This window comes from Serratia sp. 201, from assembly GCF_037027545.1.
Taxonomy (GTDB): domain Bacteria; phylum Pseudomonadota; class Gammaproteobacteria; order Enterobacterales; family Enterobacteriaceae; genus Serratia; species Serratia bockelmannii.
This window is the reverse complement of sequence record NZ_JAXCHC010000002.1, coordinates 1,417,761-1,444,501: the sequence shown is the minus strand read 5'-3', so window position 1 is coordinate 1,444,501 and position 26,741 is coordinate 1,417,761. Positions and strand designations below refer to the sequence as shown.

Here is a 26,741-nt window from a genome sequence, read left to right as displayed (position 1 = left end):
ATGAACTCGCTCACCGTCGACAAAAAGTAATTAACTATTCATTTGCCGCCCTGCAGGCGGCGAAAAACCGTCCGCTGGCCCGATGAGAGGGGGGCTAACAACCGGCATAATTAGTGGTAAATTTAGCGTCGCAAAGTGTTATGCGCTTGCTAATCCACGGTTAAACGAAATAAATACCTCTAAAATATAAAGGTTGGTTATGGAAAAGCTATCCTACGCTTCAGACAGCAGCACCACCGCTTGGGCTACATATCTGCAACAAATCGATCGCGTCGCCCCTTACCTCGGCGACCTCTCACGCTGGGTTGATACGCTGCGTCACCCTAAACGCGCTTTGATTGTTGATATCCCGCTGCAGATGGACGATGGCACCATCCGTCACTTCGAAGGTTTCCGCGTACAGCACAACCTGTCGCGCGGGCCGGGTAAAGGCGGTATCCGCTTCCACCCTGACGTCGATCTGAACGAAGTGATGGCCCTGTCCGCCTGGATGACCATCAAGTGTGCCGCGGTCAACCTGCCGTACGGCGGCGCCAAGGGCGGCATCCGCGTCGATCCGTTCAAACTGTCTGAAGGTGAACTGGAGCGACTGACCCGCCGCTACACCAGCGAAATCGGCTTCATCATCGGGCCACAGAAAGACATCCCTGCGCCGGACGTCGGCACCAACGCCAAAGTGATGGCCTGGATGATGGATACCTACTCCATGAACCACGGCACCACCATCACCGGCGTAGTGACAGGCAAGCCAATCCACCTCGGCGGTTCCCTGGGCCGTGAGAAAGCGACCGGCCGCGGCGTGTTCGTCACCGGCAGCGAAGTGGCCAAGCGTCTGGGCGTGCAGATCGAAGGCGCCAAAGTGGCGGTACAAGGCTTCGGTAACGTGGGCAGCGAAGCGGCCCGTCTGTTCGTCGGCGTCGGCGCGCGCGTCGTCACCATCCAGGACCACTCCGCTACCCTGTTCAACGCCAACGGTATCGATCTGGTCGCGCTGACCGAATACCAGGCCAAGCACAAGCAGATCGCCGGCTTCCCGGGTGCCAGCGAGATCGAGAGCGAAGCGTTCTGGTCGGTTGACATGGACATCCTGATCCCTGCGGCGCTGGAAGGCCAGATCACCCGCCAGCGCGCCGAAATCCTCAGCGCCAAGCTGGTGCTGGAAGGGGCTAACGGCCCAACCTTCCCAGAAGCGGACGACATTCTGCGCTCCCGTAACATCACCGTAGTTCCGGACGTTATCTGTAACGCCGGCGGCGTAACGGTCAGTTACTTCGAGTGGGTGCAGGATATGGCGAGCTACTTCTGGAGCGAGTCCGAGATCAACGAGCGTATGGACAAGATCATGACCGACGCGATGGTCCACGTCTGGAACAAGGCCGCAGAGAAAGAGTGCAGCCTGCGCACCGCGGCTTACATCGTGGCTTGTGAGCGCATCCTGACCGCACGTAAAGAGCGCGGCATCTACCCAGGTTGATGCCGGCTTATTTGGCCTGCGAGCGGGCCATTGTTTCAGGGGGCGAAAGCCCCCTTTTTCGTTTCACCTATTTTTGAAACAAGGCCACGATTTCTGGCGAATACAGGTCGGGATATTTTTCTGCCGACCCGAGTATATTCTGACGAACCGTTTTACCTTTTACGCTTGGATCTGCTGCCACATACTCTGCCGGGAAAGCCAGCGCATCTTTATCGGCACCCGCAGCCAACAACGCCTTGACGCAGTCAGGATTATTGCTGGTCAGGCTTTCCAGCAGTGGTGTGCCAACAGGCCAGGCCTGTTGCTGGGGCGGTTGAGCATCGATAGAGGTTCCGGGTTTATGCAACAAGGCGATACGCTGTGCCGCTTGCGGGTCCGGCTGGCCGTCTTGGGAAGCATCCCGCGTGCAAACAAAGTGCAAAGGCGTTGATCCTACCTTGCTGACGCCATAAGGATCTGTACCGGCGGCTACCAGCAGTTTGATGACCTCCAGATTAGTCGCCCCTTCCCCCATTATCGGTGAGAATCCCTGCGGGGTAACCTGCTTGGCATCCGCACCAGATTGCAGCAACAGTTTTACCAGCGCGGGCGCGGCTCCTTGGCTTTGGGCGGCGGCAATAAGTGGTGTATTAGTCCCCCCTTGTGCAATGACGTTGGTATTGGCACCTGCTTTTAGCAAGCTCTGTAAAATGTGAAGGTCATCATCGGATAATTCAGACTTGTCGGTATTTCCCAACGCTGACAACAATACGGTTTCTCCATTGTCACTGATGGCTTGATTCACATTCACCGACATATCAAGAAAACGATCGAGCAGCGCCGGCTGTTTGTAATAGGCGGCATACCATAACGTTTGAATAGTAGGGTGAGCGCCATTTTTTATCAGTTCATTAATGGTGTCCATATCGCTACTGCTCTTAGAGTAAGCATACGTCATTACCGACTCATCGAGTTTTTGGGTAAGTTCCTCTTGTTCCCCAGCGTGTGCTGCAACCGAGCTCCCCAGCAGGCTCAGCGCCAGTGCGCAGGCTGTGGCACAGCGATTTAAAATAGGCATTTTTTTGTTCCTTCAAAATAATAAAAAAATTAAACAAGTGCTTTCCATTATTACGCAATGGTCATAATCACAGAACTCTGAAGTATTCGTATGAAGCGTGCTAACAGATTTCTCTTCCATTTTAGTGGGGAGCCGTTTTTCTACCATAGGAAACAAACGAAAATCAAATTCATTACTGATTAGACCGCCAAGATAATTATGGCCTTTATTCTTGCCAAGAAAGTCAACTCAATTTTTACGCTTTTTAATCGTGTATTCCACAGCACTTTGCGGTTCGCATTCCCAGGGGGGCTGGGCTATACCTTAGGCATTCCCCCTCCTGCAGGAGTTGTGATCATGAGCAAGAAAAAAATCCTGATGCTGGTCGGCGACTACGCCGAAGATTACGAAACCATGGTGCCGTTTCAGGCATTGCAGATGATCGGCCATTGGGTGGACGCCGTGTGCCCCGGCAAAGCCGTCGGCGACTACATCCAGACCGCGATCCACGACTTTGACGGCGCACAGACCTACAGCGAGAAACCCGGTCATCGTTTCACCCTGAACGCCGACTTTGCCGCCGCCAAAGAAGAACACTATGACGCGCTCTTGATCCCCGGCGGTCGGGCGCCCGAATACCTGCGTCTGAACCCCGAGGTGATCGCGCTGGTGCAGGCGTTTGACGCCGCGAAAAAACCGATCGCCGCCGTTTGCCACGGCCCGCAGTTGCTGGCAGCGGCCGGGGTGTTGAAGGGCCGCACCTGCAGCGCCTACCCGGCTTGCGCCCCGGAGGTGCGACTCGGCGGCGGCCATTATGCGGAGATCGGCATCGATCAGGCCCACGTCGACGGCAATCTGGTCACCGCCCCGGCCTGGCCGGCGCATCCGCAGTGGCTGGCGAAATTCGCCGAGGTATTGGAGCAGTAATGCGGTGCTAGCGGAGCTGCTCGATCAGGAAGTGGATGTCGTACAGCCAGCGTTTGGCGCGTGCGGAGCGTACCAGCATCGACACGCACAGCGGCCGGGGGTGTTCTTTGCAGGCGGAGGGGGAAAACCAGCGCCCGGTGTTGGCCGGCGGCTGGAAATACAGCTCGTGGTTGTAATTGCTGCTGTCGACGCCGAAGGTATCGAAGTAGCGGCGCATCAGCGTGTTGGAGTCGCTGAACGACAGACTGAGCGCGGTGTTGATCTCGGTTTCCGGGGTGATGACCACGCCCTTCTTCTGCCGCCCAGGCGCGTTGAATGCGGCGATAAGCGCGATGACCTGTTGCTGAATGTCTTCTGCCATGACGACCTCAAGCCGGTATGAATAAAGATGAATGCGGTTCTCTGTCTGACTCTGCTCGCCGCGGCGAGTTCGGGCCGCCGCGCGGGTTTTCTGTTTCTTTACACTTTCCATAAAAAACCGCGCGCAGCCACACTTCTGGCGCGCGCGGTCGATGGTTAGCGGCTGAGCGTCGTCTTGTCGGCGATGACGCCGTCCCCCTGCCGCTCGGCGGCAATGCCGCCGCCCAACACTTTATACAGGGTGGCCTGATTGTCGTACGCGGTCTGCTGCGCGGCGATCAGCGACTGCTGCGCCGTGTACAGCGTGCGCTGCGCGTCCAGCAGCGTCAGGTAGCTGTCCACGCCCTGGCGGTAACGCAACTCGGCCAGGCGATAATATTGCTGCGCCGCCGCCACATAGCCGGTTTGCGCCGCCAGCTGTTCCTGCAGAGTCGCTTTACGCGCCAACGCGTCGGCGGTTTCCTGAAATGCAGTCTGCACCGCTTTCTCATAGGTGGCGACATACAGATCTCTCTGCGCTTTGCTGTAGTTCAGTTGCGACGTGTTATAGCCACCGCTGAAGATCGGCAGGCTGATGCTCGGGGCGAACGACCAGACGCCCGCGCCGTGGCTGAACAGCGACGAGAGTTCACCGCTGCCCACGCCGCCGCTGGCGGTCAGGCTGATCGACGGGAAAAACGCCGCCCGCGCCGAGCCGATGTTGGCGTTGGCGGATTTCAGGTTATGCTCAGCCTGCAGCACGTCCGGCCGCGTCAGCAGCACCTGCGAAGACACCCCAGCCGGCAGATTGCGCATGATTTCGCCGAGCCCATCGATACCGCTCGGCAGCAGATTTTCCGGCACGCTTTGCCCCACCGCCAAATCCAGCGCGTTTTTCGCCTGCGCGGCGCTGGTCGCATAGCTGGCGGCGTCCGATCGCGCCTGTTGATAAACGGTCTCCGCCGACGCCACGTCAACCAGCGACGCAATGCCGTGCTGCTGGTTCTTACGCGTCACGTCCAGCGAACGTTTGGCGTTTTCCATCGTCTGCTGCGCCACCGCCAGATTGTTGCGCTCGGCCGCCACCGCCACCCAGTCGGTGACGATATCGGCGATCAGCGTCAGGCGAGTACTTTTCGCCGCCTCCGAATTGGCCAGATAGGTTTCGAACGCCGCGCGCGACAGGCTGGCGTTTTTGCCGAACAGATCCAGCTCGAACGCGCTGACGCCGGCCTGCGCTTCATAACTCTGACTGATGGCGGTGGCATTGCCGCTACCGGTCAGCGAACGCCCGCGGCTGCCGTCGGCGGTGGCGTTGATCGTCGGGAACAGCGCCGAGCGCTGCTCACCGTACAGGGCGCGCGCCGAGGCGATATTGGCGATCGCCTCGCGCAGATCGCGGCTGCTGTCCAGCCCCAGCGCCACCACCTGCCGCAGCCTGGCGTCCTGCACATAGTCGCGCCAGGCGACGTCCGGGTAGCTCAACGCCTGCTTGCCGGCGGCCTCGCCCTGCGGCAGGTTGGCGGGCACCGGCGCCGCTGGGCGCTGGTAGTGTGGATCCAGCGACAGACACCCGCTCAGCAGCAGCGGTAAAGTTAACATCATGACTCGTTGCAACACGTTATTCTCCTGCCTGAGACGGCGAGTTGGTGGGCCGGCGGGTAAACATGCGGCGCACCAACACATAAAACAGCGGTACGAAAAAGATGGCCAATGCGGTGGCGGTGATCGTACCGCCGATAATGCCGGTACCGATGGCGATTCGGCTGTTGGCGCCGGCGCCGCTGGATACCGCCAGCGGCAGCACCCCGGCGGTGAACGCCAGCGAGGTCATCAGGATCGGCCGCAGGCGCATGCGTGCCGCGTGGACCGCCGCGCCAATCAGCGTTTCCCCCCGCTGGTGCATCTCCTCGGCGAACTCGACGATCAAAATAGCGTTCTTCGCCGACAGGCCGATGATGGTGAGCAGCGCCACTTGGAAGTAGATGTCGTTTTCCAGCCCGCGCAGCGTGATCGCCAGCAGCGAGCCCACCACACCCATCGGCACCACCAACATCACCGCGAATGGAATCGACCAGCTCTCATACAGCGCCGCCAGGCACAGGAACACCACGATGAGCGAAATGGCGTACAGCGACGACGCCTGGCCGCTGGTCAGCCGTTCCTGATAGGAGAGCCCGCTCCAGGAATAGCTGCTGCCGGCGGAGTATTTCGCCGCCAGTTTCTCCATCTCGCTCATCGCCGTACCGGAGCTGACGCCGGCGGCGCCCTGCCCGGTGATCTCGAACGACGACAGCCCGTTATAGCGCGACAGGTTTTCCGGGCCGTAGATCCAGTGCGAAGACGCAAAGGCGGAGAACGGCGTCATGCTGCTGGCGCCCGACGCATTGGTGCCGCGCACAAACCAGCGGTCGAGGTCTTCCGGCTTGGCGCGGTACTGCACGTCGCCCTGCATATAGACTTTTTTCACCCGGTTGCGGTCGATAAAGTCGTTGATGTAGGTGCTGCCGAACGCGCTGCTGAGGGTGCTGTTGACGTCACCGGCGCTCAGGCCGAGCGCCTGCAGCTTGCCGTTGTCGATCTCCACCTGCAGCTGCGGGGTGTCCGGCAAGGTGTTGGCGCGCACTGCCAGCAATGCCGGATTGTTGCCGGCGGCGGCGACGATCTGGTCGCGCATCGCCTGCAGCTCGGCGCGGGTGGTCGCCCCTTTGGCCTGCAGCTCGAAGGTGAAGCCGTCGGACTGACCGAAACCGTCGATCGCCGGTGGGCTCATGGAGAACACCTGGGCGTCGCGCAGCGAAGCGAAGTGCGCCATGGCGCGTTTGGCGATGGCGTCGGCGGTGTTCTCGCTGCCGCTGCGCTGGCTCCAGTCTTTGAGGCTGACGAACGCCATGCCGGCGTTTTGCCCGCTGCCGCTGAAGCCGAAACCGTTGATGGTGAAAATGGTGCTGACGTTGGCCTTTTCCTGATCGAGGAAATAGGCGGTCACCGCCTCGCTCACCGCCGAGGTGCGCGCGTTGGTGGCGCCGGCCGGCAAGGTGTACTGCACCATCACCGAACCCTGATCCTCATTGGGCAGGAAACCGGTCGGCAAACGCAGATACATCACGGCCGCGGCGATCAGCAGCAGACCGTACAGCAGCAGATAGCGCGTTGGCCGGTGGATCACTGCGCCGACCTTGTCGGCGTACTTCTCCTGCAGCCGGTTATAACCGCGGTTGAATCTACCCAGCAGCCCTTTGTCGGTCTGTTCTTCATGCGTCGATTTCAGCAATGTGGCGCACAGCGCCGGCGCCAGCGTCAACGCCAGCACCACCGACAGCACCATTGAGGAGACGACGGTGATTGAAAACTGACGGTAGATCACCCCGGTGGAACCACCGAAGAACGCCATCGGCAGAAACACCGCCGACAGCACCAGCGCGATGCCGACCAGCGCGCCGGTGATCTCGCGCATCGATTTCTCCGTCGCCTCGCGCGGCGGCAGTTTATCTTCACGCATCACGCGTTCGACGTTTTCCACCACCACGATGGCGTCGTCCACCAACAGCCCGATCGCAAGCACCATGCCGAACAGCGTCAGGGTATTGATCGAATAGCCGAACGCCGCCAGCACGCCGAAGGTGCCCAGCAACACCACCGGCACGGTGATGGTCGGGATCAGCGTGGTGCGCAGGTTTTGCAGGAACACGAACATCACCACCACCACTAACACCACCGCTTCAAACAGCGTTTTCACCACCTCCTCGATCGAGATGTTGATGAAGTCGGTGCTGTCTTTCGGGTAGGCCACCTTGTAGCCCTGCGGCATCGCGCTTTGGTATTCCGCCACCTTGGCCTTAACCAGTTTGGCGGTGTTGAGGGCGTTGGCGCCCGCCGCTAGCTTGACCGCGATCCCCGCCGCCGGGTGGCCATTGAGGTGCGCGCTGGCGGAGTAGTCTTCGTTGCCCAGCTCAACCCGTGCCACGTCACCCAGCCGCACCAGCGCGCCGCTGCTGTCGCTTTTCAGGGTGATATTGCGAAACTGTTCCGGCGTTTGCAGCCGCGACTGCGCCTTTACCGTGGCGGTCAGCTGCTGATCGGCGGCGGCCGGTAGATCGCCGATCTTGCCGGCAGACACCTGGGTGTTTTGCGCTTCGATCGCCGTCTGCACGTCGGAAGGCATCAGCGCATAGCTCGCCAGCTTGGTCGGATCCAGCCAGATACGCATCGCATATTCCGAGCCGAACACCTGCACGTCCCCCACGCCCTCGATGCGCGACAGCGGATCCTGCAGGTTGCTGACCAGATAGTCGGAGATATCGGCCATTGTCGCCTTGTCGCTTTCGTCATACAGCCCGACGATCAGCAGGAAGCTGCTCTGGGATTTCTTGACCGTCACGCCCTGCGCAGTGACCGCGCTCGGCAAACGGCTTTCCGCCTGCTGCACCTTGTTTTGCACCTGCACCTGAGCGATATCCGGATCGGTGCCCTGATCAAAGGTGACGTTGATGCTGACCGAGCCGCTGGAGCTGCTGGTCGAAGAGAAATACAGCAGGCCGTCCAGGCCGGTGAGCTGCTGCTCAATCACCTGCGTGACGCTGTTTTCCAGCGTTTCCGCGTCCGCGCCCGGGTAAGTGGCGGAGATGGAAATCTGCGGCGGTGAGACATCCGGGTACTGCGAGACGGGCAATGAATTGATCGACATCAGGCCGCACAGCATGATGATGATGGCAATCACCCAGGCGAATACCGGCCGCCGGATAAAGAACTGCGCCATATCACTGCTCCCCGCGTTGGGTTTTGTCGACTGAAACCTCAACCGGCTTCACCGCGGCGCCGATCGTGACCTTGCCGGTGCCTTCGACGATCAGGCGATCGCCTTCGTTCAGCCCGCTGCCGATCAGCCAGTTGCTGCCCACCACCCGTTCGGCGCTGACGGTGCGCTGCGCCACGTTGTTTTGCTCGTCCACCACCAACGCGGTGGCTTCCCCTTTGGCGTTGCGGGTGATGCCCTGCTGCGGCGCCAGAATGGCTTTGGGATCGACGCCGTTATCCACCGTGGCGTGGACGTACATGCCGGGCAGCAGCTCATGCTCGGGGTTGGGGAACACCGCACGCAGCGTGACCGAACCGGTGGCCTCATCCACCGCCACCTCGGTCAACTCCAGCTTGCCGGCGTGGGCATAAGGCGTGCCGTCCTCCAGCTTGATGGCGACCGGCGTGACCGCACCGCGCTGCAAAGCGGCCTGCTGACGGCGCAGTTTAAGCAACTGGGCGCTGGACTGGGTCAGATCGACATAGATCGGATCCAACGCGCGGATGGTGGCCAACGCATCGGTCTGGCTGGCGGTGACCAGCGCGCCCGGCGTCACCGATGAGATGCCGATGCGGCCGGCGATCGGTGCCCGCACCTGGGTATAGGCGAGGTTGATGCGCGCCGTCTCCAGCGCTGCCTGATACTGGGCCACCGACGCCACGGCCGCCAAATAGGCGGCTTTGGCATCGTCCGCATCCTGCTGAGAAACGCCGTTCTCTTTCACCAGCGCCGCATAGCGCTGTGATTTGAGCCGGGTGGATTGCACCGTGGCCTGGGCGTTTTTCAGCTGGGCGGCGGCCTGATCGTAGCTGGCCTGATAGCTGGCGGGGTCAATTTGGTACAATACCTGCCCGGCTTTCACCTCGGCCCCTTCGGTAAACAGCCGCTGCTTGATGATGCCGTCGACCTGCGGCCGCACGTCGGAAGTCATGGTGGCGTTGACCCGGCCGGTCAACTCGCTGCTCAGGGTCACTGACTGGCCGCGCAGCGTGACGACGCCGACCTCCTGCTCACCGCCTGCGCCCGTCGGCGCACCGGCGTTTTGCCCATCGCAGGCAGCCAGCAACAGCGACAGCCCAAGCACCAAAAGCGTTTTTCTCTGCATTGCAATACGATCCCATTGAGAATGACTATTCTCAATATATCGAATGCAGACATTCGCTTCTGAAAGGGTTGCGTAAGGATAGCGTAAAATCTTGTCGAAGCGGGAAACGGTGGAGCAATATCGTTCAGCGTGGTTTCAGCACATTGGCGCAGCGATTTTTTGCCAATGCAATAAAGCGTTCCACTTCAGCCGGCGGCTGCGTCGTTTCAGTCGCATCAGGCTCTTGCTCCCGATGAGCATCGCTCGCCGGCTGTTTGCAACGATAAACCAGACCATACAGGGGATGACGTCCGTCTTCGGTCTGATAATAGTGGGCCACGCGGGCGAATGAATAGTAATAATAAGGCGTTGAATGTTCTTCGCCCCGATAAACGTTTTGCGTACCGCCGTAGTCGAATGTCAAGTTGGCGGTCTTTTCCATCAACCGATCCAGGTCGTCGATGACCTGTTCGGTACAACGGTTCAATTGTCGCCGCGCTTGTTCATTCAATTTATCGGCATCGTCGTCGGCGCATCGGGTGATATAGCCTTCATACTGGAGATTGTCGGCGAGCTGAAGTACGAAATAACGGTATGACTGCCCGGCGATTTTCACCCCCTCGCGTTCTTGAATCAGCTTCGCGTCCGGAATGAGATACACCGCCGCCGGATCCTGATTATCGAGCGTAAGCGTAGCGGCACTGGCCCCAACAACGGGCGCCAAGAGCGAGACCATAAGCAGGGATAACCGGGTGTTCAAACGAAAGTCCATTGTTTTCGCATCCTCATCCATCATAAATCTCGCCATCTTATCTCGTCAGCGGCGGCGTACCGAGCGCCGCGTGGGGATTTTTAGGGTTTAACCAGTCTAAACACCGTTTTGGTGTGCCAATAGTAGTCGATCGCCGCCGCGATATTCGGCATCCAGCCGTCCGGCTCATAGGGCACGAAGCCGGAAAAGCCCAGCCGGCGGGCAGAGACCTGGAATCCCGCGGCGGAGAAAATGCGCGCATAGTCGTCCAGAGCGCGATCCCGCACCACGGTATGCGTCTGTTCAGCCACCCTTTCGCGCCATTGCGGCCACAGCGGGTTGTCGGTGTGGCAACCGGTCACCGCATAATAAACACCGCCCGGTTTCAGCACCCGCAGCATATCGGCGGCATGCTGCGCGATATCTTCAATCAGGTAGATGACTTCATGACTGAAGGCGATATCGAAGTGGTTCTCATAACCCGTCAACCGCGTGTCGGTCTGATAACCGATCGGCAGGTTTCCTTTCAGGCGGTTGGCCTGTTCGACGGACTGGCGGGCGATATCGACGCCGAGTCCTTCACGAAATGGCCGGATTTGGTGCAACAGACGCAGAAAACCGCCCTGATTGCAGCCGAAGTCCAGCACCCTGACGCCGGACAATTCGTGTTCCGGCACCAGGCTCAGCAGATGCCGCCAGATGGGCGCATGGCCTTCGGCCATGGCCTGTTCTGCGTGCGGATCGCGATACCAGGTGGGAATGCTCAAGGGTGAGTCGTTCATTATGGCCTCCTTATGTTTCCACTCAGCCAATCACACCCTATGGCGACAAACAACCGCGTGCGCATTTTTTGAACATTCACTGGTCTGGCTTGCCATGCACCGGCAATTGGCTGGTCACGCAGTGAATGCCGCCGCCGCCGGCGGCGATGGCGTCGATCTCCAGCTGCACCACCTTGTGCTGCGGATAGAGCGCCGACAGCAGTTCAAACGCCGCCTTGTCCGCCTGCAGGTCGCCAAACTCCGGGGCGATCACCGCGCCGTTGATAACGAAATAGTTGATGTAGCCCGCCGCGAAATCGGGGTTGCGGCGACTGAATCGGCTTTCGCGCGGTGCCCGCGGCGGCGAAAGCGTATGTACCTGCAGCGTGCGGCCGTCGGCGTCGGTCGCTGCTTTGAGGATCGCCAGATGCGCTTGGGTAACCGCATGATCATAAGAGGCCGGATCGGTATCCAGGTTGGCCACCACCACGCCAGGCCGCACGAAACGGGCATAAAAATCGACGTGGGCATCGGTGATGTCCCGGCCTTTAATGCCCGGCAGCCAGATAATTTTGCGCAGGCCGAGCATCGCCTTCAGCTCTTGCTCAACCCGGTCTCGGCTCCAGCCCGGGTTGCGGTTCGCATTCACCCAACTGCTCTCGGTCATGATGCCGGTGCCGTGCCCATCCACCTCGATGCCGCCGCCTTCGCCTACCAGCGCGCTGCGGCGCGGTTGAGCGACGCCGTATCGCCTGGCGACAAACCCTGCCAGACGCGCATCCCTGGCATGTTGCTGCTTATCGCCCCAGCCGTTGAAGTTGAAATCCACCGCGCCCAGTTCGCCGGCGTCATTGACGACGAAATTGGCGCCGATGTCGCGCATCCAAATATCATCCAGCTCAGTGACAACATAGCTGACGTTGTGACTGCCGCAGGTGGCCTCAGCCAATTGACGTTCATTGCCGCGGCAAAAAACCGTCAACGGCTGAAAGTCGGCGATGGCGCGGGCGATGCGCCCCTGCGCTGCCTGCACGTCCGCGGTGAACCCGCCCCAAATCGCACGCTGCGCGCCGAAAGCGAGAAACGCCCGCTGTTGCGGTTCCCCTTCGTCGGGCATCCGCCAGGCCGGATTAAGCGCAGCTTTCGCGTGACCGCGTAACGGGATGCCCAATGATGCCGTCAAGCTCACACCGGCCACCGCCGAAAGCTGCTTGATAAAGGTGCGACGCGTTGACATAAATAGCCTCTTTAAATTGATTTAAATTCAAACTGTTAGCCGGTTTTTTTACGCTCCAGCGCTTGAATCCCATGCTAGTCTTCCCCTGCCACCGCGACAAACGATATATTTAGCGGATATCTGATTAGACAGGCTTATCGATAATGTTAAAACACTGGCCCCCCTTGAGCGCCCTGCGCGGTTTCGAAGCGGCGGCGCGCCTGGGCAGTTTTCATCAGGCTGCCGAAGAGCTGCACCTGACTCAGTCGGCGATCAGCCAGCAAATCCGCAGCCTCGAGGCGTTTCTGGAGCAACCGCTGTTCTTCCGCACCGGCCGCAGCGTGGCGCTGACCGACGCCGGCCACGATCTGTTCAGCACCGCACAGGTGATGCTGCAACAGCTGGCCGTCGGCATTCGCCGTTTGGATCAGTACCGCAAACCCAACCAACTGATCGTTAACACCACCCCGGCCTTTGCCCGCCACTGGCTGACGCCGCGGCTGGGCGATTTCAATCGGCAGCATCCGCAGATCGATCTGTGGCTGTTCACCAGCTTTGAACCGCCGGATATGGCGACGGACAGCATCGATCTGGCGATCCGTGACGATCTCAGCGCGCAGGCGGACTGCACCTTTAACGTTCTCTGTACCGACCGACTCTACCCCGCCTGCCACCCCAGCCTGCTGGCGTTGACGCCGGAGCAGCGCGTGACCTTGCACGGCGAACGCGAGATGGATTGGAGCCACTGGGCGGTGGCGGGCGGCGCGCACGTCGGCCAGCGAGACAGCGGGCTGAACTTCTCCGATCCTGGTCTGCTGCTGGACGCCGCCTGCAACGGCCTCGGCATCGCGTTGGTCAGCCAATTGCTGGCGCAACACGCGCGCGACGCCGGGCTGCTGCAACCGTTAACCGAGCAACGCGTGCGCGGCGCCAACTGGGCGTGGCTGCTGCACCGCGACAGCGAACACAATCCGCTCGCCCGGCACTTCTGCCAATGGCTGCAGTCGGCGCTGCCCGCCGGCGCATAACGCGCCACGTCACGATTTGCTACTCTGGTCAGGCGGCCCCGCCTGCCCGCTGCTACTTTCAATAAAGCGTCGCAACAGCCCGAAGAAAACGCGCTAACCTGCTGTTTCAAAATAATTAGTTGAATTCACCTGATAACTGAACATCGCTAAAAGGATCTTCTATGTCTGCCGGTTTATTGAAAACGATAGCTCTGAGCGTGGCCCTTGCCTGCACCGTTCCCGCTGCCTTTGCCGCCGAACTGACCGCCGGCGCGGTCGCCGCCCCGGATCAGTATGGCGCCAAGGTCGCCGCGCACATTCTGCAGGCCGGCGGCAATGCGGTCGATGCGGCGGTCGCCACCGCCTTTACCCTGGCCGTTACCTACCCTGAAGCCGGCAATATCGGCGGCGGCGGCTTTATGACGCTGTACGTCGACGGCAAACCCTATTTCCTCGACTACCGCGAAGTGGCGCCCAAGGCCGCCGGCAAAACTATGTATCTGAACGAGAAAGGCGAAGTGATCGAGAATCTCAGCCTGGTGGGCAGCCGCGCCGCCGGCGTGCCGGGCACCGTGCTGGGATTGTGGGAAGCGCATAAACGCTTCGGCAAGTTGCCCTGGGCCGAGCTGCTGACGCCGGCGATCGGTTACGCCCGGCAAGGTTTCACCGTGGCGGATCAGCAGTATCAGTACCGTGAAGACGCCAACAAGCTGTTCGCCGGTAAAACCAACTTCGGCGACTATTTCGGCGCCATGAAGCCCGGCACGGTGTTCAAGCAGCCGGAGCTGGCCGCCACCCTTGAGCGCATCGCCAAATCGGGCGCCGACGATTTTTATCACGGCGAAACCGCTCGCCTGCTGGTGGCGCAAATGCAGCGCGACAACGGGCTGATCGGCGCGGCGGATTTGGCCGACTATCGGGTGAAATGGCGTGAACCGATGCGCATCAGCTGGCGCGGCAACACCGTGTATACCGCCCCGCTGCCCAGCTCCGGCGGCATCGCGCTGGCGCAGCTGCTGGGGATCAAAGAAGATCGCGCCGCCGACTTCAAGAGCGTGCCGCTGAATTCGGCGCGCTACATCCACCTGCTGGCGGAAATCGAAAAACGCGTGTTCGCCGATCGCGCCGACTACCTCGGCGATCCGGACTTCACCCAGGTGCCGGAAGCGCAACTGATCGCCCCCGACTACCTGAAAAAACGCGCCGCCGAGATCAACCCGACGGCGATCTCGCCGACCGAAAAGGTGCGGCCGGGGCTGGAAACCCACCAAACCACCCACTTCTCGATCGTCGATGCCGCCGGCAACGCGGTCAGCAACACCTATACGCTCAACTGGGACTTCGGCAGCGGCGTGGTGGTCAAAGGCGCCGGCTTCCTGCTTAACGACGAGATGGACGACTTCAGCGCCAAACCCGGCGTCGCCAACGCCTTCGGCGTGGTGGGCAGCGACGCCAACGCCATCGAGCCGGGCAAGCGCATGCTCTCCTCGATGAGCCCGACCATCATCACCCGCGACGGCGACGTCACCCTGGTGATCGGCACCCCGGGCGGTTCACGCATCTTCACCTCGATCTTCCAGGTGATCAACAACCTCTACGATTACCACCTGCCGCTGGCGCAGGCGGTCGCCGCCCAGCGCGTGCACCATCAGCTGTTGCCGAAGGACACCGTCTACTATGACAGCTTTGCGCCGCTGACCGGCAAACCGGCGGACGAGCTGAAGGCCATGGGTTACACCCTCGAAGACCAGGGCTGGAACATGGGGGATATTCAGGCTATCCGCATCGATGGCCGCACGCCGGAAACCGCATCAGATCCGCGCGGCCGCGGCGTCGGACTGGTGGTGAAAAAGTAACGCGCCGGCGGCCCGCTTCAGCCACGCCGGGCCGCCGTTCTCCCCGCACAGACTGACGTTGCTCCCTTTTTCACTCATCTATACTGAATCGACAGGCTCGCGTTTAACGGCGACGGCGCTTGCGTTCCATCTTGGACGATAAAAATAATATTTTCAGTAAATCAATCACCTGCATTTATCGTAAGCGATGTCGGAGGCAATCAACAATGGCGAAAAGACGAGCAGTACCTGGGGTGCATCCCTACGATGGGCCCGCCGGCGGTTGGGGCGCACTAAAAGCGACGGCCATCGCCGTGCGCACGCAGATGGACACCTTAGAAGCGCCGGTGACGCTGATGCGCACCAATCAACCCGACGGTTTTGATTGTCCGGGGTGCGCATGGCCGGATAAAGAACATCGATCTACCTTCCAGTTTTGTGAAAACGGCGCCAAAGCCGTGACCTGGGAAGCGACCAGCAAGCGCGTGACGCCCGAATTTCTGGCGCAGAACACCGTAACGTCGCTGCTGCAGAAAACCGATTACCAGTTGGAAGACTATGGCCGCCTGACAACCCCTCTGTGCTATGACGCCGGGACGGACACCTTGCGCCCGCTGGCCTGGGATGAGGCGTTTCAACGCATCGCCGCCGTTTTGCAAACGCTGCCGCCGGAGCAGGTGGAGTTTTATACCTCCGGCCGGGCGTCCAATGAGGCGGCCTATCTGTTCCAGCTGTTTGCGCGGGAGTTCGGCAGCAATAACTTCCCCGACTGTTCCAACATGTGCCATGAGCCGACCAGCGTTGGCCTGCCCCAGTCGATCGGCATCGGTAAAGGCACCGTGTCGCTGGACGACTTTGACAGCGCGGAGCTGATTATCTCCATCGGGCACAATCCGGGCACCAATCACCCGCGCATGATGGGCACGCTGCATGAACTGGCGCGTAAAAAGGTGCCGATTATCGTGTTTAACCCGCTGCGCGAGCGGGCGCTCGAGCGTTTCACCGATCCGCAAAACGTCATCGAAATGGCGACCTACAGTTCGACCCCTATCGCGTCCACCTACTATCAGGTCAAGGCCGGCGGCGACGCCGCAGCGCTCAAAGGCATCGCCAAAGCGCTGCTGCAGCTGGATGAAACACAAGGCAACGCCGTGGATCACGCCTTTATTGCCGAGCACACGCAAGGCTTTGCCGCTTTCGCCGCCGATCTGGCGGCCACCCATTGGGAGGCTATCGAAGTGGAGAGCGGCCTGGCGCGCCAGGACCTGGAACGGGTCGCCACCGCCTACGCAAAATCCAACGCCACCATCGTGACCTACGGCATGGGCATTACGCAGCACAATAAAGGGACGGCCAATGTGCGCCTGATCGCCGATCTGCTGCTGCTACGCGGCAACATCGGCAAACCGGGCGCCGGCATCTGCCCGCTGCGCGGCCACTCCAATGTGCAGGGCAACCGCACCGTCGGCATCACCGAAAAACCGTCGGCCGATTTTTTGGCAAAGCTGGAAACGGTGTTTGGCTTCACGCCGCCCAAAGCCCATGGTCACGATGCCGTGAAATGCATGCAGGCGATGATCGATGGTGCCTCGAAGGCGTTGATCTGCCTGGGCGGCAACTTCGCCGTAGCATTGCCGGACCCCGAGCAGAGCTTCCCGGCGATGAAAGCCCTGGAGTTAAGCGTGCATATCGGCACCAAACTCAACCGCAGCCATCTGTTGGTGGCAAAAGAAACCCTCATTCTGCCCTGCCTGGGCCGCACCGAACTGGACATGCAGGCCGGCGGGCGGCAATCGGTGACGGTGGAGGATTCGATGTCGATGGTGCATGCGTCATCCGGCAAATTAAAACCGGCGTCGGAACTGCTGCGTTCGGAACCCGCCATTGTGGCCGGCATGGCCAAAGCGGTGATGCCCGCCAGCAAGGTGCCCTGGGATGAGCTGATCGAAGATTACGACGTGATCCGCGAGCTGATCGAAAAAACCATTCCCGGCTTCGACGATTACAACGCGCGTATTCGCCAACCCGGCGGCTTCCGCATGCCGCTGCCGCCGACCGAACGCCAGTGGCCGACGGCGACGGGCAAGGCGATGTTTTCCGTGTTCAACGGGCTGCATGAGGACGAGATAACGACAGACAAAGACACGTTGCGGCTCATAACGCTGCGCAGCCACGATCAGTACAACACCACCATCTATGCTCTGGACGATCGCTACCGCGGGGTCTTCGGCCGGCGCGACGTGCTGTTCATGAATGACAGCGATCTGCAACGTTTGGGGCTGGAACATGGCGACGTGGTCGATCTGGAAACGGCGCTGCCCGGCAGCACCCAGCGCCTGGAAGGCATCACGGTGATCGCCTACAACATCTCAGCCGGTTCGGTCGGCGCCTACTACCCGGAGGCCAACGTGCTGGTGCCGCTGCATTACATCGATGAGGAGAGCGGCACGCCTTCGTATAAATCGGTGCCGATCCGCGTGAAGTTGAGATCCAAAGAGGTGCGCGCGGTCGATATCGCCTGACGGAAGCGGTTTGAGCCTTTCTCCGCATGGAGAAAGGCTTCTCCCCCTTTAGACCTGCGCCACCAACACATTAACGTTGGCGGGGAAAACCAAGCCTTCTAATGCGTTACCGCTGTCGGAGGTCACCAGATAATCGACCTCGGGCCATTTGGCCACCAGCGTCATCGCATGCCCGCGCAGCTTATTTTCGTCGGCCAGCACGATGCACTTGCGGCTCTGGGCAATCATTTTGCGCGCGATGGCCGCTTCATTGACGTTCTGATCCATTACGCCGGTCTGCACGTTGACCGCGCCGGCGCCGATGATGGCGTAGTCGGCGAAAAACGCCTCGATATTATTCAATGCGATCGCGCCCAGGCACGCCATTTTGGAGTCGATGAACTGCCCGCCGATCAGCACCACGTCAATGGAGTCATTCTCCAGACAGACGTTGGCAATCAACGGCGAGTTGGTGATGACCGTTAACTGATCGACCGTCGCCAACTGCCGGGCAAACTCCAGCGTGGTGGAGCCGAAATCCACGAACACCGTATCGCCCGGTTGGAGCAGCGTCGCCGCTTTCTCCGCGATGGCGCGCTTCTCGGCCTCGGCGATTTTGGCCCGCTCGTTGAATTCATGCTCGAATTTAAACTGGCTGCTCACCGCGCCGCCGTGGATCTTCTTGATCAGCCGATAGTCTTCCAGCTTGTTCAGGTCGCGCCGAATGGTTTCCTGCGAAACCTGGAATTTATCCGCCAGCTCATTCACGTAAACCCGGCCGTTGGCCTGGATCAGCGCCAGTATTTCATTGCGCCTTTCCACGGAATTAGAGATATCCATTCACATTACACTCGCTGCCTTTAGTAAGAGTGACTGCCTCCGCCGAGACTTGCGGCGTTAACTGACGGAATACTACGGGTTTCAGGGCGTTAGACGCAAGCCGTTGCCATCGTTCACCCGGCGGATTCTATGCTGATGTGCAGTGCGTCACGCTCGCCGTCGGGCGGCAAGGCGATGTTGCGCAGCAGGATCCGCCGTTCCGGCAGGCAGCGGTGCGTTTTGCGATACAGCACTTCGTCGCCCAGCCGCACCACCACCGAACCGGACACCGCCTGTTCCACGCGCATATTGATCGTGACCGTGGTGGCTTTGCCTGACAGCGCCACGTTGGTAGGCGCGGTCAGGCGGATCCGTTCGTCATGCCGCACCGGGAGGATTTGCCGCGCCGGTGGCAGCGTGCGCTGCAGCGAACGGGCAACGGCCTCGCCAACGCGCAGCCCTTCCTGATAGCACTGGTCGCCCATGTCCGCCGGATGCAGCATGTTGCCGACGGCGAAATAGGCGGCGTCGGAACAGCGGCCGAACTGGTCTGTCAACGGACAGCCGCTGTCCGGCCGCTGCGCCAGGTGGCTCTGGCGGATCAGCGTATACTCCCCGGTGAAGCGGCCGGTGAAGATCAGGCTGTCGCAGGCGATGCGCCGTTTCTCCCCCTGGCGGTTTTCCACCTCGATGGACTCAACCCGATCGCAGCCGGCAATATCGGTCACCCGCGAATAATAATGAATCGGCACCCCCATCAGACGCGCATAGAGCGCGCTCAACCGCCAGGCGACGGGCCTGCCGCCGCTTTCAATCATGGCGACGGCGCGCACGCCGGCGTTGCGCAGCGTCCATAGCGCGGAGAAACTGACCAGCTCGGTGCCGACCACCACCGGCGCCTTACCTGGCTGCAGCCCGCGCAGATAGACGAACTGCTGCAGCGCACCGGCGGTGAGTACGCCCTGCGGCCGCAGCCCGCTCACCAGTCGCGGATGGCGCGGCGTCTCGCGCACGCCGGTCGCCAGGATCACCCGCTGCGCTTTCAACGTGCTGACGCCGCGGCAGTCCGTGATGGTCAGCTCGCCGTCCGGCTTGATGGCGAGCACCGTCACGCCGGTACGGATCTCCACCTGCCCGGCGCGCGCCAGTATTTTATCGACATAGGTGGATCCCAGCATCGGCCTATAAAACGTTTGCAGCCCAAAGGTGGGGTGCCGACAGTGTCTGGGCACGCCGCCCGCCTGCCGTTCCCGCTCCAGGATCACCACATCCTCGATCCCCGCTTGCCGCAGCGCGGTCGCCGCCGCGATCCCGGCCGGCCCGGCGCCGACAATCGCCACCTGATACTCAGTTTTCATCAATGCTCCCTACGGCCAGCGTTTGGCCAAAACGATCGCCTACCATTTCCGCTACCCGGCTGCAGCAATAAAACCCGTTGCAGCGCCCCATCATCACGCGCGTGCGGCGCCGCAGCCCGCCGATGCACTCCGGCGGCACGGCGGAATCGAACGTCGCCTCGATCTCCCGTTGGGTCACCAGCTCGCAGTGGCAAACGATGCCGCCGTTGTCCGGGCGCGCGTAATCGCGCAGCGCGTAGTCGGCAAGCATCGGCATCTGCGGCCAATGCACAGTCTCCGGCGTTTTTGGCGTGAAGCACGGTGTAAAGTGGTCGCGATAGAGCTGTTCCACATATTGCGCGATGCCGAGCGCCGCCGTCAGGCCGGTGGAGCGAATGCCCGCCACGCAGATCCACTGCCGCTCGGGATAGTGCTGAATGCGGTAGTGTTTCTGTTCGGTCGCCGGGCGTAATCCGGCATAGCTAGCGGTCACGCTGTAATTCGCCAGCGAGGGCAGCAGCCGGGTGCCCTGTTCGATCAGTTCGCGCATTTTGGTTTCGTCTACCGTTGCCGTTTCTCGATCCTGCTGTTCTTCGGCGGTCGGCCCCAGCAGCAGATTGCCGAAGATGGTTTTCGACAGCAGCACCCCTTTGGTGATGGCCGTCGGCACCGGCAAGATAATGGCGTTGACCTGCCCGGCGGCGGCCTTGTCGAACACCAGGAACTGCCCTTTGCGAGGGCGAATTTCAAACTCGGGCTGGTGGCAGAAACTTTCTACCCGGTCGCCCTGATTGCCGGCGCAGTTGATGACGATTTTGCCGTGAAACTCGCCCCGGTTGCTGGTTAGCCGCCAGCCGGTCGGCAAGCGTTCGGCGCCGGTCACCTCGGTATTGAAGCGATAGTCGCCGCCGTGTTTAACGCCCTGCGTCAGGTAAGCCAGCGGCGTGCTCCAGGGATCGATCACGCTCTCGCCCGGCACCTCTACCGCCGCCAACGCGCCGGGCGCCAGCTGTGGCTCACGGCGATACAGCTCGGCGGCGTCGATCTGTGCCACGTCCAGCACGCCATTGTCGTGCGCCTGCTGCACGATCGCGGGCAGCGCCGCCAACTGCTGCTCATCCCAGGCCACAACCAAGGCGCCGGTGGGTAACAGCGGCAAATTCATCCGTTCGCGGATGGCGATAAATTCCCGGTACCCGGCCTGCATGCAATGCAGTTCCAGGCTGCCGCTGGGCGCATCGAAGCCGGTGTGCAGCAGCGCGCTGTTGGCTTTGCTGGCGCCAGACAGGATATCGCCTCCCTTTTCCAACAGCAGCGTTCGGGCGCCCATCAGGCAGAATTGGCGGAATACCGCACACCCGACCACACCGCCGCCAATCACGACAATGTCCCAATCCGTTTGTTCTTCCATCATGCTGATGTCCCGTTTTGATGTGATAACCACAATAAAACCACACAATAACCGCATTTGAAATGGTAAAAACAACACAACTCCCAAAAAAAAGCCGCAGAACGCGGTGATAAGCAAAAAGTATGAGGTCGATCACGCGGGGTTATTTTATCTTGTGATTTATGTTGCTTTAATGTGTGAAATTGAAGATAGATTATTAAAACAGTCATACAACCAACACCAGGCACAATAAAAAACAAAACCTATAAGAGAGCGAAGCAATGATGAATCAACGTTATGCCGCGATTGATCAGGGGACCACCGGCACCCGGGTCGTGGTGTTCGGCGAAGACGGCAGGCACCATTCGCCGGCCAGCATGCCGCACAAGCAGATCACCCCCAATCCGGGCTGGGTGGAACACGACGCCCTGGAGATTCTGGCGAATATCCGCCGCTGTCTCAGCCAGTGCGACATGGTGGACGCCATCGGTTTAGGGCATCAGGGCGAAAGTCTGCTGGCCTGGGACGCCGACAGCGGCCTGCCGCTGTACAACGCCATCGTTTGGCAAGATCAGCGCACCGAGCCGGAGATCCAGCGCCTGAAACGCGAAGGCGTCGAACCGCTGGTGATGGCGAAAACCGGCCTGCCGCTCGATACCTACTTCTCCGCCAGCAAGATGGGCTGGCTGATGAACAACGCGCCGGGGGCCAGGCAGCTGGCGCAACGCGGCCGCCTGCGGCTCGGCACCATGGACGCCTTCTTCCTGTTCCACCTGTGCGGCAGGCATCTCACCGACTATAACTCGGCCTCGCGCACCTCGTTATTCAACATTCATACCCTGCAGTGGGACGAGGAGCTGTGCCGTTTGTTCGGCGTGCCGATCGACAGCCTGCCCGAGGTCAGAGACAACATCGGCCACTTCGGCGACGTCGTGCTCAACGGCAAACCGGTACCGCTGACGGCCTGCATCGTCGACCAGTTTGCCGGTACATACGGCCACGGCTGCCATCAACCTGGGCAGATGAAGATCACCTTCGGTACCGGCGCTTTTTTACAGGCGATCACCGGGCCGCGTCCGATCGATGCCGGCGAGTCCGGCCTGTTGCCCACGCTGTGCTGGAAGCTGCCCGGCAGCGAGCCGGTGTATGGCCTGGACGGCGGCGTTTATAACGCGGCCTCCGCCATTAACTGGGCGAGAAAGATAGGCCTGTTCAACGATTTCGATGAATTCGGCGATTTCCCGGCCCAGCCGGCCATCGCGCGCGGCCTGGCCTTTGTACCGGCGCTCTCCGGGCTGGCCTGCCCGTACTGGGATCGCTCCGCCGCCGGGATGTGGGCCGGCCTGTCGCTGGAAACCGAACGCAAGGATCTGCTGCAGTCAATACTCGAAGGCATCGCCATGCGTTCCGCCGAGGTGATCAACGCCATGGATAAGTTGAAACCGATCGGCGACAGCATTTCGGTGGACGGTGGTCTGTCCGCCAACCGCTATTTCACGCAGTTCCTCGCCAACCTGATCCAAAAGCGCATCGTTACGCCCGCCAATAAAGAGATCACCGCTCAGGGCGTGGCTCTGTTGGCGCGTAAAGGGCTGGGCGTGGAACAGCCGCTCAAGGTGCTCAACCGCTATGAAGTGACGGAGCCCGCCGAGGTCGATATGGCGGTCTGGTTTGCCCGCTATCAGGAAATCATCGCGCGTTCGCGCGGCTTACGTTCATCGCAGGAGGAACACCATGGCTGAGTTCGGTAATTTCATCATCTATATCATCATGGCCGGCACTCTGATCGGGGCGTTGGCGTCGATCGTCAAACCGGAAGGCGAACTGGGACGTGAGTTCGTCAACGGCATTCACGCCATCGGCCCGGTGTTTCTCGCCCAGGCGGGCATCATGGCGGCGATCCCAATCATCTCTTACCTGATCATGTACAGCATCGGCCCCTTCTTCTCGGCGCTCGGCTCCGACGCCTCGATCGCGGCGCTGGCGGTGATCGCCGTGGACATGGGCGGCTATCAGTTGGCTGACGCCATCGCCGCCAACCGCGACATGTGGATCGTCGCCATGTTGGTGGGCTACACCTCCGGCGCCAGCATCGTGTACCTGATCCCGGTCGGGCTTATCATGCTGAACCGCGACGACCATAAATATCTGGCGCTGGGCGCCATGGCGGGCCTGATCAGCATTCCGTTCGCCGTGCTGATCGCCCTGGTGACCATCACCTTCAACAACCTGCCGGTCAGGGAGATTATCTCCACCACGTCACCTGCCGCGCACTATCTGCAGTTGGACTTGCTGCAGGCGCTGCGGCTGCTGTCCCCGCTGTTCGCCCTGTGCTTCCTGTTGGCGTTGGGGCTGAAGCTGCGGCCGGCGGCGATGGTGAAAGGGTTCCTGATCTTCGGCAAGGCGGCGGATGCCTTTATCAAGCTGGTGTTGGCGCTGTGCATCATCGAGCATTTCACCGGTGTGTTTAAAAAGGTGTTCGGCGGCTGGGTATTCGATCCGTTATTTGCCGACAAAGACGAATTATTCCGCGCTATCGAGATCGCCGGTTATATCGGCATTATGCTGGCGGGCACATTCCCCATTTGTTATTTATTCCAGCGCTATTGCCGCAAGCCGATGCATTTCATCGGTAAAAAGCTCGGTTTATCGGATACCGGCGCGCTGGGCTTTATTATGGTATTGGCCAATATCATCGCCGTTTATCACCTGTTCAAAGGCATGCGCGCCCGCGATAAGGTGCTGTGCGTGGCCTTCGGCATCTGCGCACAGGCCACGCTGGGCGATCACCTAGCTTTTACCGCCAACTTCCAACCTTCGCTGGTGTTGCCGATCATGATGGGCAAATTCCTCGGTGGCATGATTGCTGTCCTGATCGCCATCAAGATCTCGGTGCCGGAAGCCGAATTGCTGGAAAAAGAACAGACGCAAAGGCAATCGACGGCCATCGCCGCCGCCGCTCGCTAAATTTATCCCTAAGCCATAAAAATAAACGGGGCGCCGCCTCACGGGGAAGCTGCGCCCTTTTTTCGCCCCGACCATCAATTATTGAGAGAACAAACGGTAATGAGAAAAATATTTTTAGCCTGCCCCTACAGCCACGCCGACGCCAACGTCGTGCAGCAACGCTTTATCGCGTGCAACGACGTCGCCGCCGCTATCGTACGCGCCGGCAGCGCCGTTTTTAGCCAGGTCAGCATGTCACATCCGATCAACCTGTGTTTGCAAGAGCTCGACAAAACCGCCATCGGCAAGCTGTGGGCGCCGATCGACGCCCTGTTCATGGCGGCGATGGATGAGTTGATCGTGCTCGATTTGCCGGGTTGGCAAGAGAGCGGCGGCATCAAGCGCGAGATGGACGCTTTCGCCGCACGCGGCTGCCGCGTCAGCCTGTGGTCTGGGGTCGCGGGCGAGTTCAACTGAGGCGTGCGCCCCGCCGCTAAGCGCGACGGGGCAGCGGCTTATTTGCCGTTGGCCAATTCGCCGTACACCACCTGGCCGCGGAAACCGCGCCGCACCTGCTGGAACAGCTCGCGGAACGCCGGGTAATCCTGTGCCTGGCACAGCGCCTCCTTGCCGCGAATAGCGTTCACCTGCAGGCGGTGATTGACGATCACCTGCTGCCCGTCGCGCCGCCACGCCACGCGATAGTCGCCCGCCGCATTGCGGAACTGTCTGTCTTGCGGAATGGCGATGATCGGCACGTTGGCCGGCAGCTGCAGACGGTAGGTTTCGTCGTAGCGCTGCGCGCTGCAGTAGAACGGCGTTTCGTTGTCCGGTGCCGCCGTGGTGGTATACAGCGTGCGGAACGATTTGCCACCGGGCGGATTAGGTAGCGTCATGCCGCCCACCACGCCGAAATCGACGTAGTCGTCCGCCTTGAAGCGGAAGCGGTAACCGAACTGTTTTTTGAGATCCAGCGGATCGCTGTTCATCGCCACTTCGCCGCTGCCGTCGATACCGGAGGCGGACATGATCGACGCTTCGGCCTGCGCCCGGTTCTGCCGGTTGATCTGCGAGAAATAGCCCCGCAGGTCAATTTCTTCCACTTCGCTCAGCCGACGCTCGGTTTGTCCGTGCAGATTGCCCGCTTTGTCAAACACGAAATCGACGCTCAGCGCGCTCTTGACCGGCTGCTCATCGCTGCCCGGCGTGCGCGCCAGCTTGGCGTCGCGCGTCAGCAGCACCGGCGCCCCCAGATCGCCTTGCGGCAGTTGCCCGAACCGCGCCCAGGGGTTGGTGGAGTCCAGGTACAGTTTGAACTCCGGCACATAGGTGATGGCGTGATTAAAGCGGCTGAGCAGCGGCACTTTAGGCAGTAACGGGCCTTCATCCATACCGATCAGCACCGGTGAGCTTTCAATACCCTTGGCGGCGAGCAGCGCCTCCAGGATCACCACGTGGTCCTTACAGTCGCCGTAGTGGTTGTCGAGAATGCTCTGCGCCGAATTCGGCTCCAGCCCACCGTTGCCAAGATACACCGCCACGTAGCGAATGTTTTGCGCCACCCAGCGATAGAGGGCCTCCGCCTGCTCGCGCCGATCGCTGATGCCGGCGGTGATGTTGTCTGCCAGTGCCTGGATGCCCGGCGTCACCTTCGCCGCCGCACCGGCCTTCAGCTGATAGGCCTTGGCCAACTGCGGCCACTCGCGGTAGGTGCTCGCCATGATGGTCGGGCTGAAGGTCCAGCTGTCCGCTGCCCAGTTTTGTGATTTCATCGGCGCGCTGCGCGAATAATGCCAGCGCCAGTGCGCTTGGCCGTTGCGGATCTGCGGCTTGTCCCCGCCTTCCACGCCACGCGTGAAGATATGCATCGGCAGCTTGGCCGGTGCCTGCAGGGTCACTTCGGCGTCGTCGAACTGATCGAAAACGCTGAACGTCTCCCACAGGCCGAAATAGTCGGGGAAATACGGGGTGTTTTGCGTGCGGCGCAGCTCATACACCACCCGCGAGCCCGGCGCCAGGTTGGAGAACACGATGACGCGCACTTTGCGGTCGGCATACAGCGGGGCCGTGGCGCTGGAGTAACTCTCCTGGGTATAGATGCGATCGGGCGCCACGTCGTGCCGCTGGCCGTCGGCAGTCAGCGTGTAGGCGGCGACCACCTCCAGCGTTTCCATTTTTTCGCTGTAGCTCAGGCGGATCTGGCTGAATTTTTCGACCGCCGCCTTGGTCTTCAGCAGCACTTCGTAGCTTTCCGTCTTCACGTTGGTGGCGTTGGCGTTGACGCGGTAATCCGCGCGATAGCGCACGAAGCTGAAATCGTTGTTGGCCGTGTCGTTCTGGCCCTGATCCGCCGCGACGGGCGGTGTAGCGGCCAACACGGTGGCCGGGTGCGTTGCCGTCAAACCGGCGAATAACAGCAGGGAAGGAATAGCGATTTTCATCTTCGGTCCTTGAAGGGCAATAAACGGCGACGCCGGGCTACGCGCCTGCCCCGGCGTCAAAACAGGCGGGCACACTAAT

General features: G+C 60.7%; 20 protein-coding genes. 8 read left to right on the top strand and 12 right to left on the bottom strand.

Going from position 1 to position 26,741, the window contains the following annotated elements:
• The first annotated feature begins 199 nt into the window (after positions 1-199).
• Complete coding sequence (locus WA302_RS15060; RefSeq protein ID WP_043143546.1) at positions 200-1,474, top strand: Glu/Leu/Phe/Val family dehydrogenase; 1,275 nt, start codon at positions 200-202, stop codon at positions 1,472-1,474.
• A 67-nt stretch (positions 1,475-1,541) separates the two neighbouring features.
• Here WA302_RS15060 and WA302_RS15055 read toward each other — a convergent pair whose 3' ends face one another.
• Positions 1,542-2,531, bottom strand: a complete 990-nt coding sequence (locus WA302_RS15055; protein WP_089180916.1) for an ankyrin repeat domain-containing protein — start codon at positions 2,529-2,531, stop codon at positions 1,542-1,544.
• Between the two features lie 336 nt (positions 2,532-2,867).
• On the opposite strand from WA302_RS15055, the gene WA302_RS15050 reads away from it, so the two are divergent.
• Positions 2,868-3,437, top strand: coding sequence for a DJ-1/PfpI family protein (locus WA302_RS15050; RefSeq protein WP_043143542.1), 570 nt, complete (start codon positions 2,868-2,870; stop codon positions 3,435-3,437).
• A gap of 7 nt (positions 3,438-3,444) precedes the next feature.
• On the opposite strand, the gene WA302_RS15045 is transcribed toward WA302_RS15050, so the two are convergent.
• The 7 genes from WA302_RS15045 to WA302_RS15015 form a co-directional block, all read right to left on the bottom strand.
• The gene (locus tag WA302_RS15045) at positions 3,445-3,798 is read right to left on the bottom strand and encodes a DUF1493 family protein (protein WP_025302880.1); all 354 of its coding nucleotides are present in this window, start codon (positions 3,796-3,798) and stop codon (positions 3,445-3,447) included.
• A 155-nt stretch (positions 3,799-3,953) separates the two neighbouring features.
• Positions 3,954-5,396: an efflux transporter outer membrane subunit gene (locus WA302_RS15040; protein WP_336064387.1), complete on the bottom strand. Its 1,443-nt coding sequence runs from the start codon at positions 5,394-5,396 to the stop codon at positions 3,954-3,956.
• A gap of 1 nt (position 5,397) precedes the next feature.
• The gene (locus WA302_RS15035) at positions 5,398-8,535 is read right to left on the bottom strand and encodes an efflux RND transporter permease subunit (RefSeq protein ID WP_049210148.1); all 3,138 of its coding nucleotides are present in this window, start codon (positions 8,533-8,535) and stop codon (positions 5,398-5,400) included.
• Between the two features lies 1 nt (position 8,536).
• Positions 8,537-9,679: an efflux RND transporter periplasmic adaptor subunit gene (locus WA302_RS15030; protein ID WP_043143535.1), complete on the bottom strand. Its 1,143-nt coding sequence runs from the start codon at positions 9,677-9,679 to the stop codon at positions 8,537-8,539.
• Positions 9,680-9,803: 124 nt separating this feature from the next.
• Positions 9,804-10,454, bottom strand: a complete 651-nt coding sequence (locus tag WA302_RS15025; protein ID WP_049207561.1) for a hypothetical protein — start codon at positions 10,452-10,454, stop codon at positions 9,804-9,806.
• Positions 10,455-10,510: 56 nt separating this feature from the next.
• Positions 10,511-11,191 (bottom strand): class I SAM-dependent methyltransferase, encoded by a 681-nt coding sequence (locus WA302_RS15020; protein WP_049207558.1) that lies wholly within the window; start codon positions 11,189-11,191, stop codon positions 10,511-10,513.
• A gap of 76 nt (positions 11,192-11,267) precedes the next feature.
• Complete coding sequence (locus WA302_RS15015; protein ID WP_049207556.1) at positions 11,268-12,407, bottom strand: agmatine deiminase family protein; 1,140 nt, start codon at positions 12,405-12,407, stop codon at positions 11,268-11,270.
• A gap of 143 nt (positions 12,408-12,550) precedes the next feature.
• Between WA302_RS15015 and WA302_RS15010 the strand changes: the two genes are divergently transcribed.
• From WA302_RS15010 to WA302_RS15000, 3 genes are all read left to right on the top strand, one after another.
• Positions 12,551-13,414 (top strand): LysR substrate-binding domain-containing protein, encoded by an 864-nt coding sequence (locus tag WA302_RS15010; protein WP_025302888.1) that lies wholly within the window; start codon positions 12,551-12,553, stop codon positions 13,412-13,414.
• Positions 13,415-13,575: 161 nt separating this feature from the next.
• Positions 13,576-15,249: a gamma-glutamyltransferase gene (ggt, locus tag WA302_RS15005; protein ID WP_089180923.1), complete on the top strand. Its 1,674-nt coding sequence runs from the start codon at positions 13,576-13,578 to the stop codon at positions 15,247-15,249.
• Between the two features lie 206 nt (positions 15,250-15,455).
• Entirely contained in the window at positions 15,456-17,750 is a 2,295-nt protein-coding gene (locus tag WA302_RS15000) for an FdhF/YdeP family oxidoreductase (RefSeq protein ID WP_089180924.1), read from the top strand.
• A 48-nt stretch (positions 17,751-17,798) separates the two neighbouring features.
• On the opposite strand, the gene WA302_RS14995 is transcribed toward WA302_RS15000, so the two are convergent.
• The 3 genes from WA302_RS14995 to WA302_RS14985 form a co-directional block, all read right to left on the bottom strand.
• Complete coding sequence (locus tag WA302_RS14995) at positions 17,799-18,569, bottom strand: DeoR/GlpR family DNA-binding transcription regulator (RefSeq protein ID WP_049205697.1); 771 nt, start codon at positions 18,567-18,569, stop codon at positions 17,799-17,801.
• 113 nt (positions 18,570-18,682) lie between these two features.
• The gene (locus WA302_RS14990) at positions 18,683-19,906 is read right to left on the bottom strand and encodes an FAD-dependent oxidoreductase (protein ID WP_089180925.1); all 1,224 of its coding nucleotides are present in this window, start codon (positions 19,904-19,906) and stop codon (positions 18,683-18,685) included.
• A complete protein-coding gene (locus tag WA302_RS14985) occupies positions 19,896-21,299 on the bottom strand; it encodes an NAD(P)/FAD-dependent oxidoreductase (protein WP_261456381.1) in 1,404 nt (467 codons plus the stop codon). The genes WA302_RS14990 and WA302_RS14985 overlap by 11 nt, the downstream gene beginning before the upstream one ends.
• A 257-nt stretch (positions 21,300-21,556) precedes the next feature.
• Here WA302_RS14985 and WA302_RS14980 point away from each other — a divergent pair, with 257 nt between their 5' ends.
• The 3 genes from WA302_RS14980 to WA302_RS14970 all read left to right on the top strand — a co-directional run bounded on the left by WA302_RS14980 (position 21,557) and on the right by WA302_RS14970 (position 24,698).
• Positions 21,557-23,017, top strand: a complete 1,461-nt coding sequence (locus tag WA302_RS14980; protein WP_089180926.1) for an FGGY-family carbohydrate kinase — start codon at positions 21,557-21,559, stop codon at positions 23,015-23,017.
• Positions 23,010-24,242 (top strand): ethanolamine utilization protein EutH, encoded by a 1,233-nt coding sequence (eutH, locus tag WA302_RS14975; RefSeq protein ID WP_033643135.1) that lies wholly within the window; start codon positions 23,010-23,012, stop codon positions 24,240-24,242. The genes WA302_RS14980 and eutH overlap by 8 nt, the downstream gene beginning before the upstream one ends.
• Before the next feature lie 99 nt (positions 24,243-24,341).
• Complete coding sequence (locus WA302_RS14970; protein ID WP_089180927.1) at positions 24,342-24,698, top strand: DUF1937 family protein; 357 nt, start codon at positions 24,342-24,344, stop codon at positions 24,696-24,698.
• A 38-nt stretch (positions 24,699-24,736) separates the two neighbouring features.
• On the opposite strand, the gene WA302_RS14965 is transcribed toward WA302_RS14970, so the two are convergent.
• Positions 24,737-26,662: a DUF3857 domain-containing protein gene (locus tag WA302_RS14965; RefSeq protein ID WP_197822023.1), complete on the bottom strand. Its 1,926-nt coding sequence runs from the start codon at positions 26,660-26,662 to the stop codon at positions 24,737-24,739.
• Between the last annotated feature and the right edge of the window lie 79 nt (positions 26,663-26,741).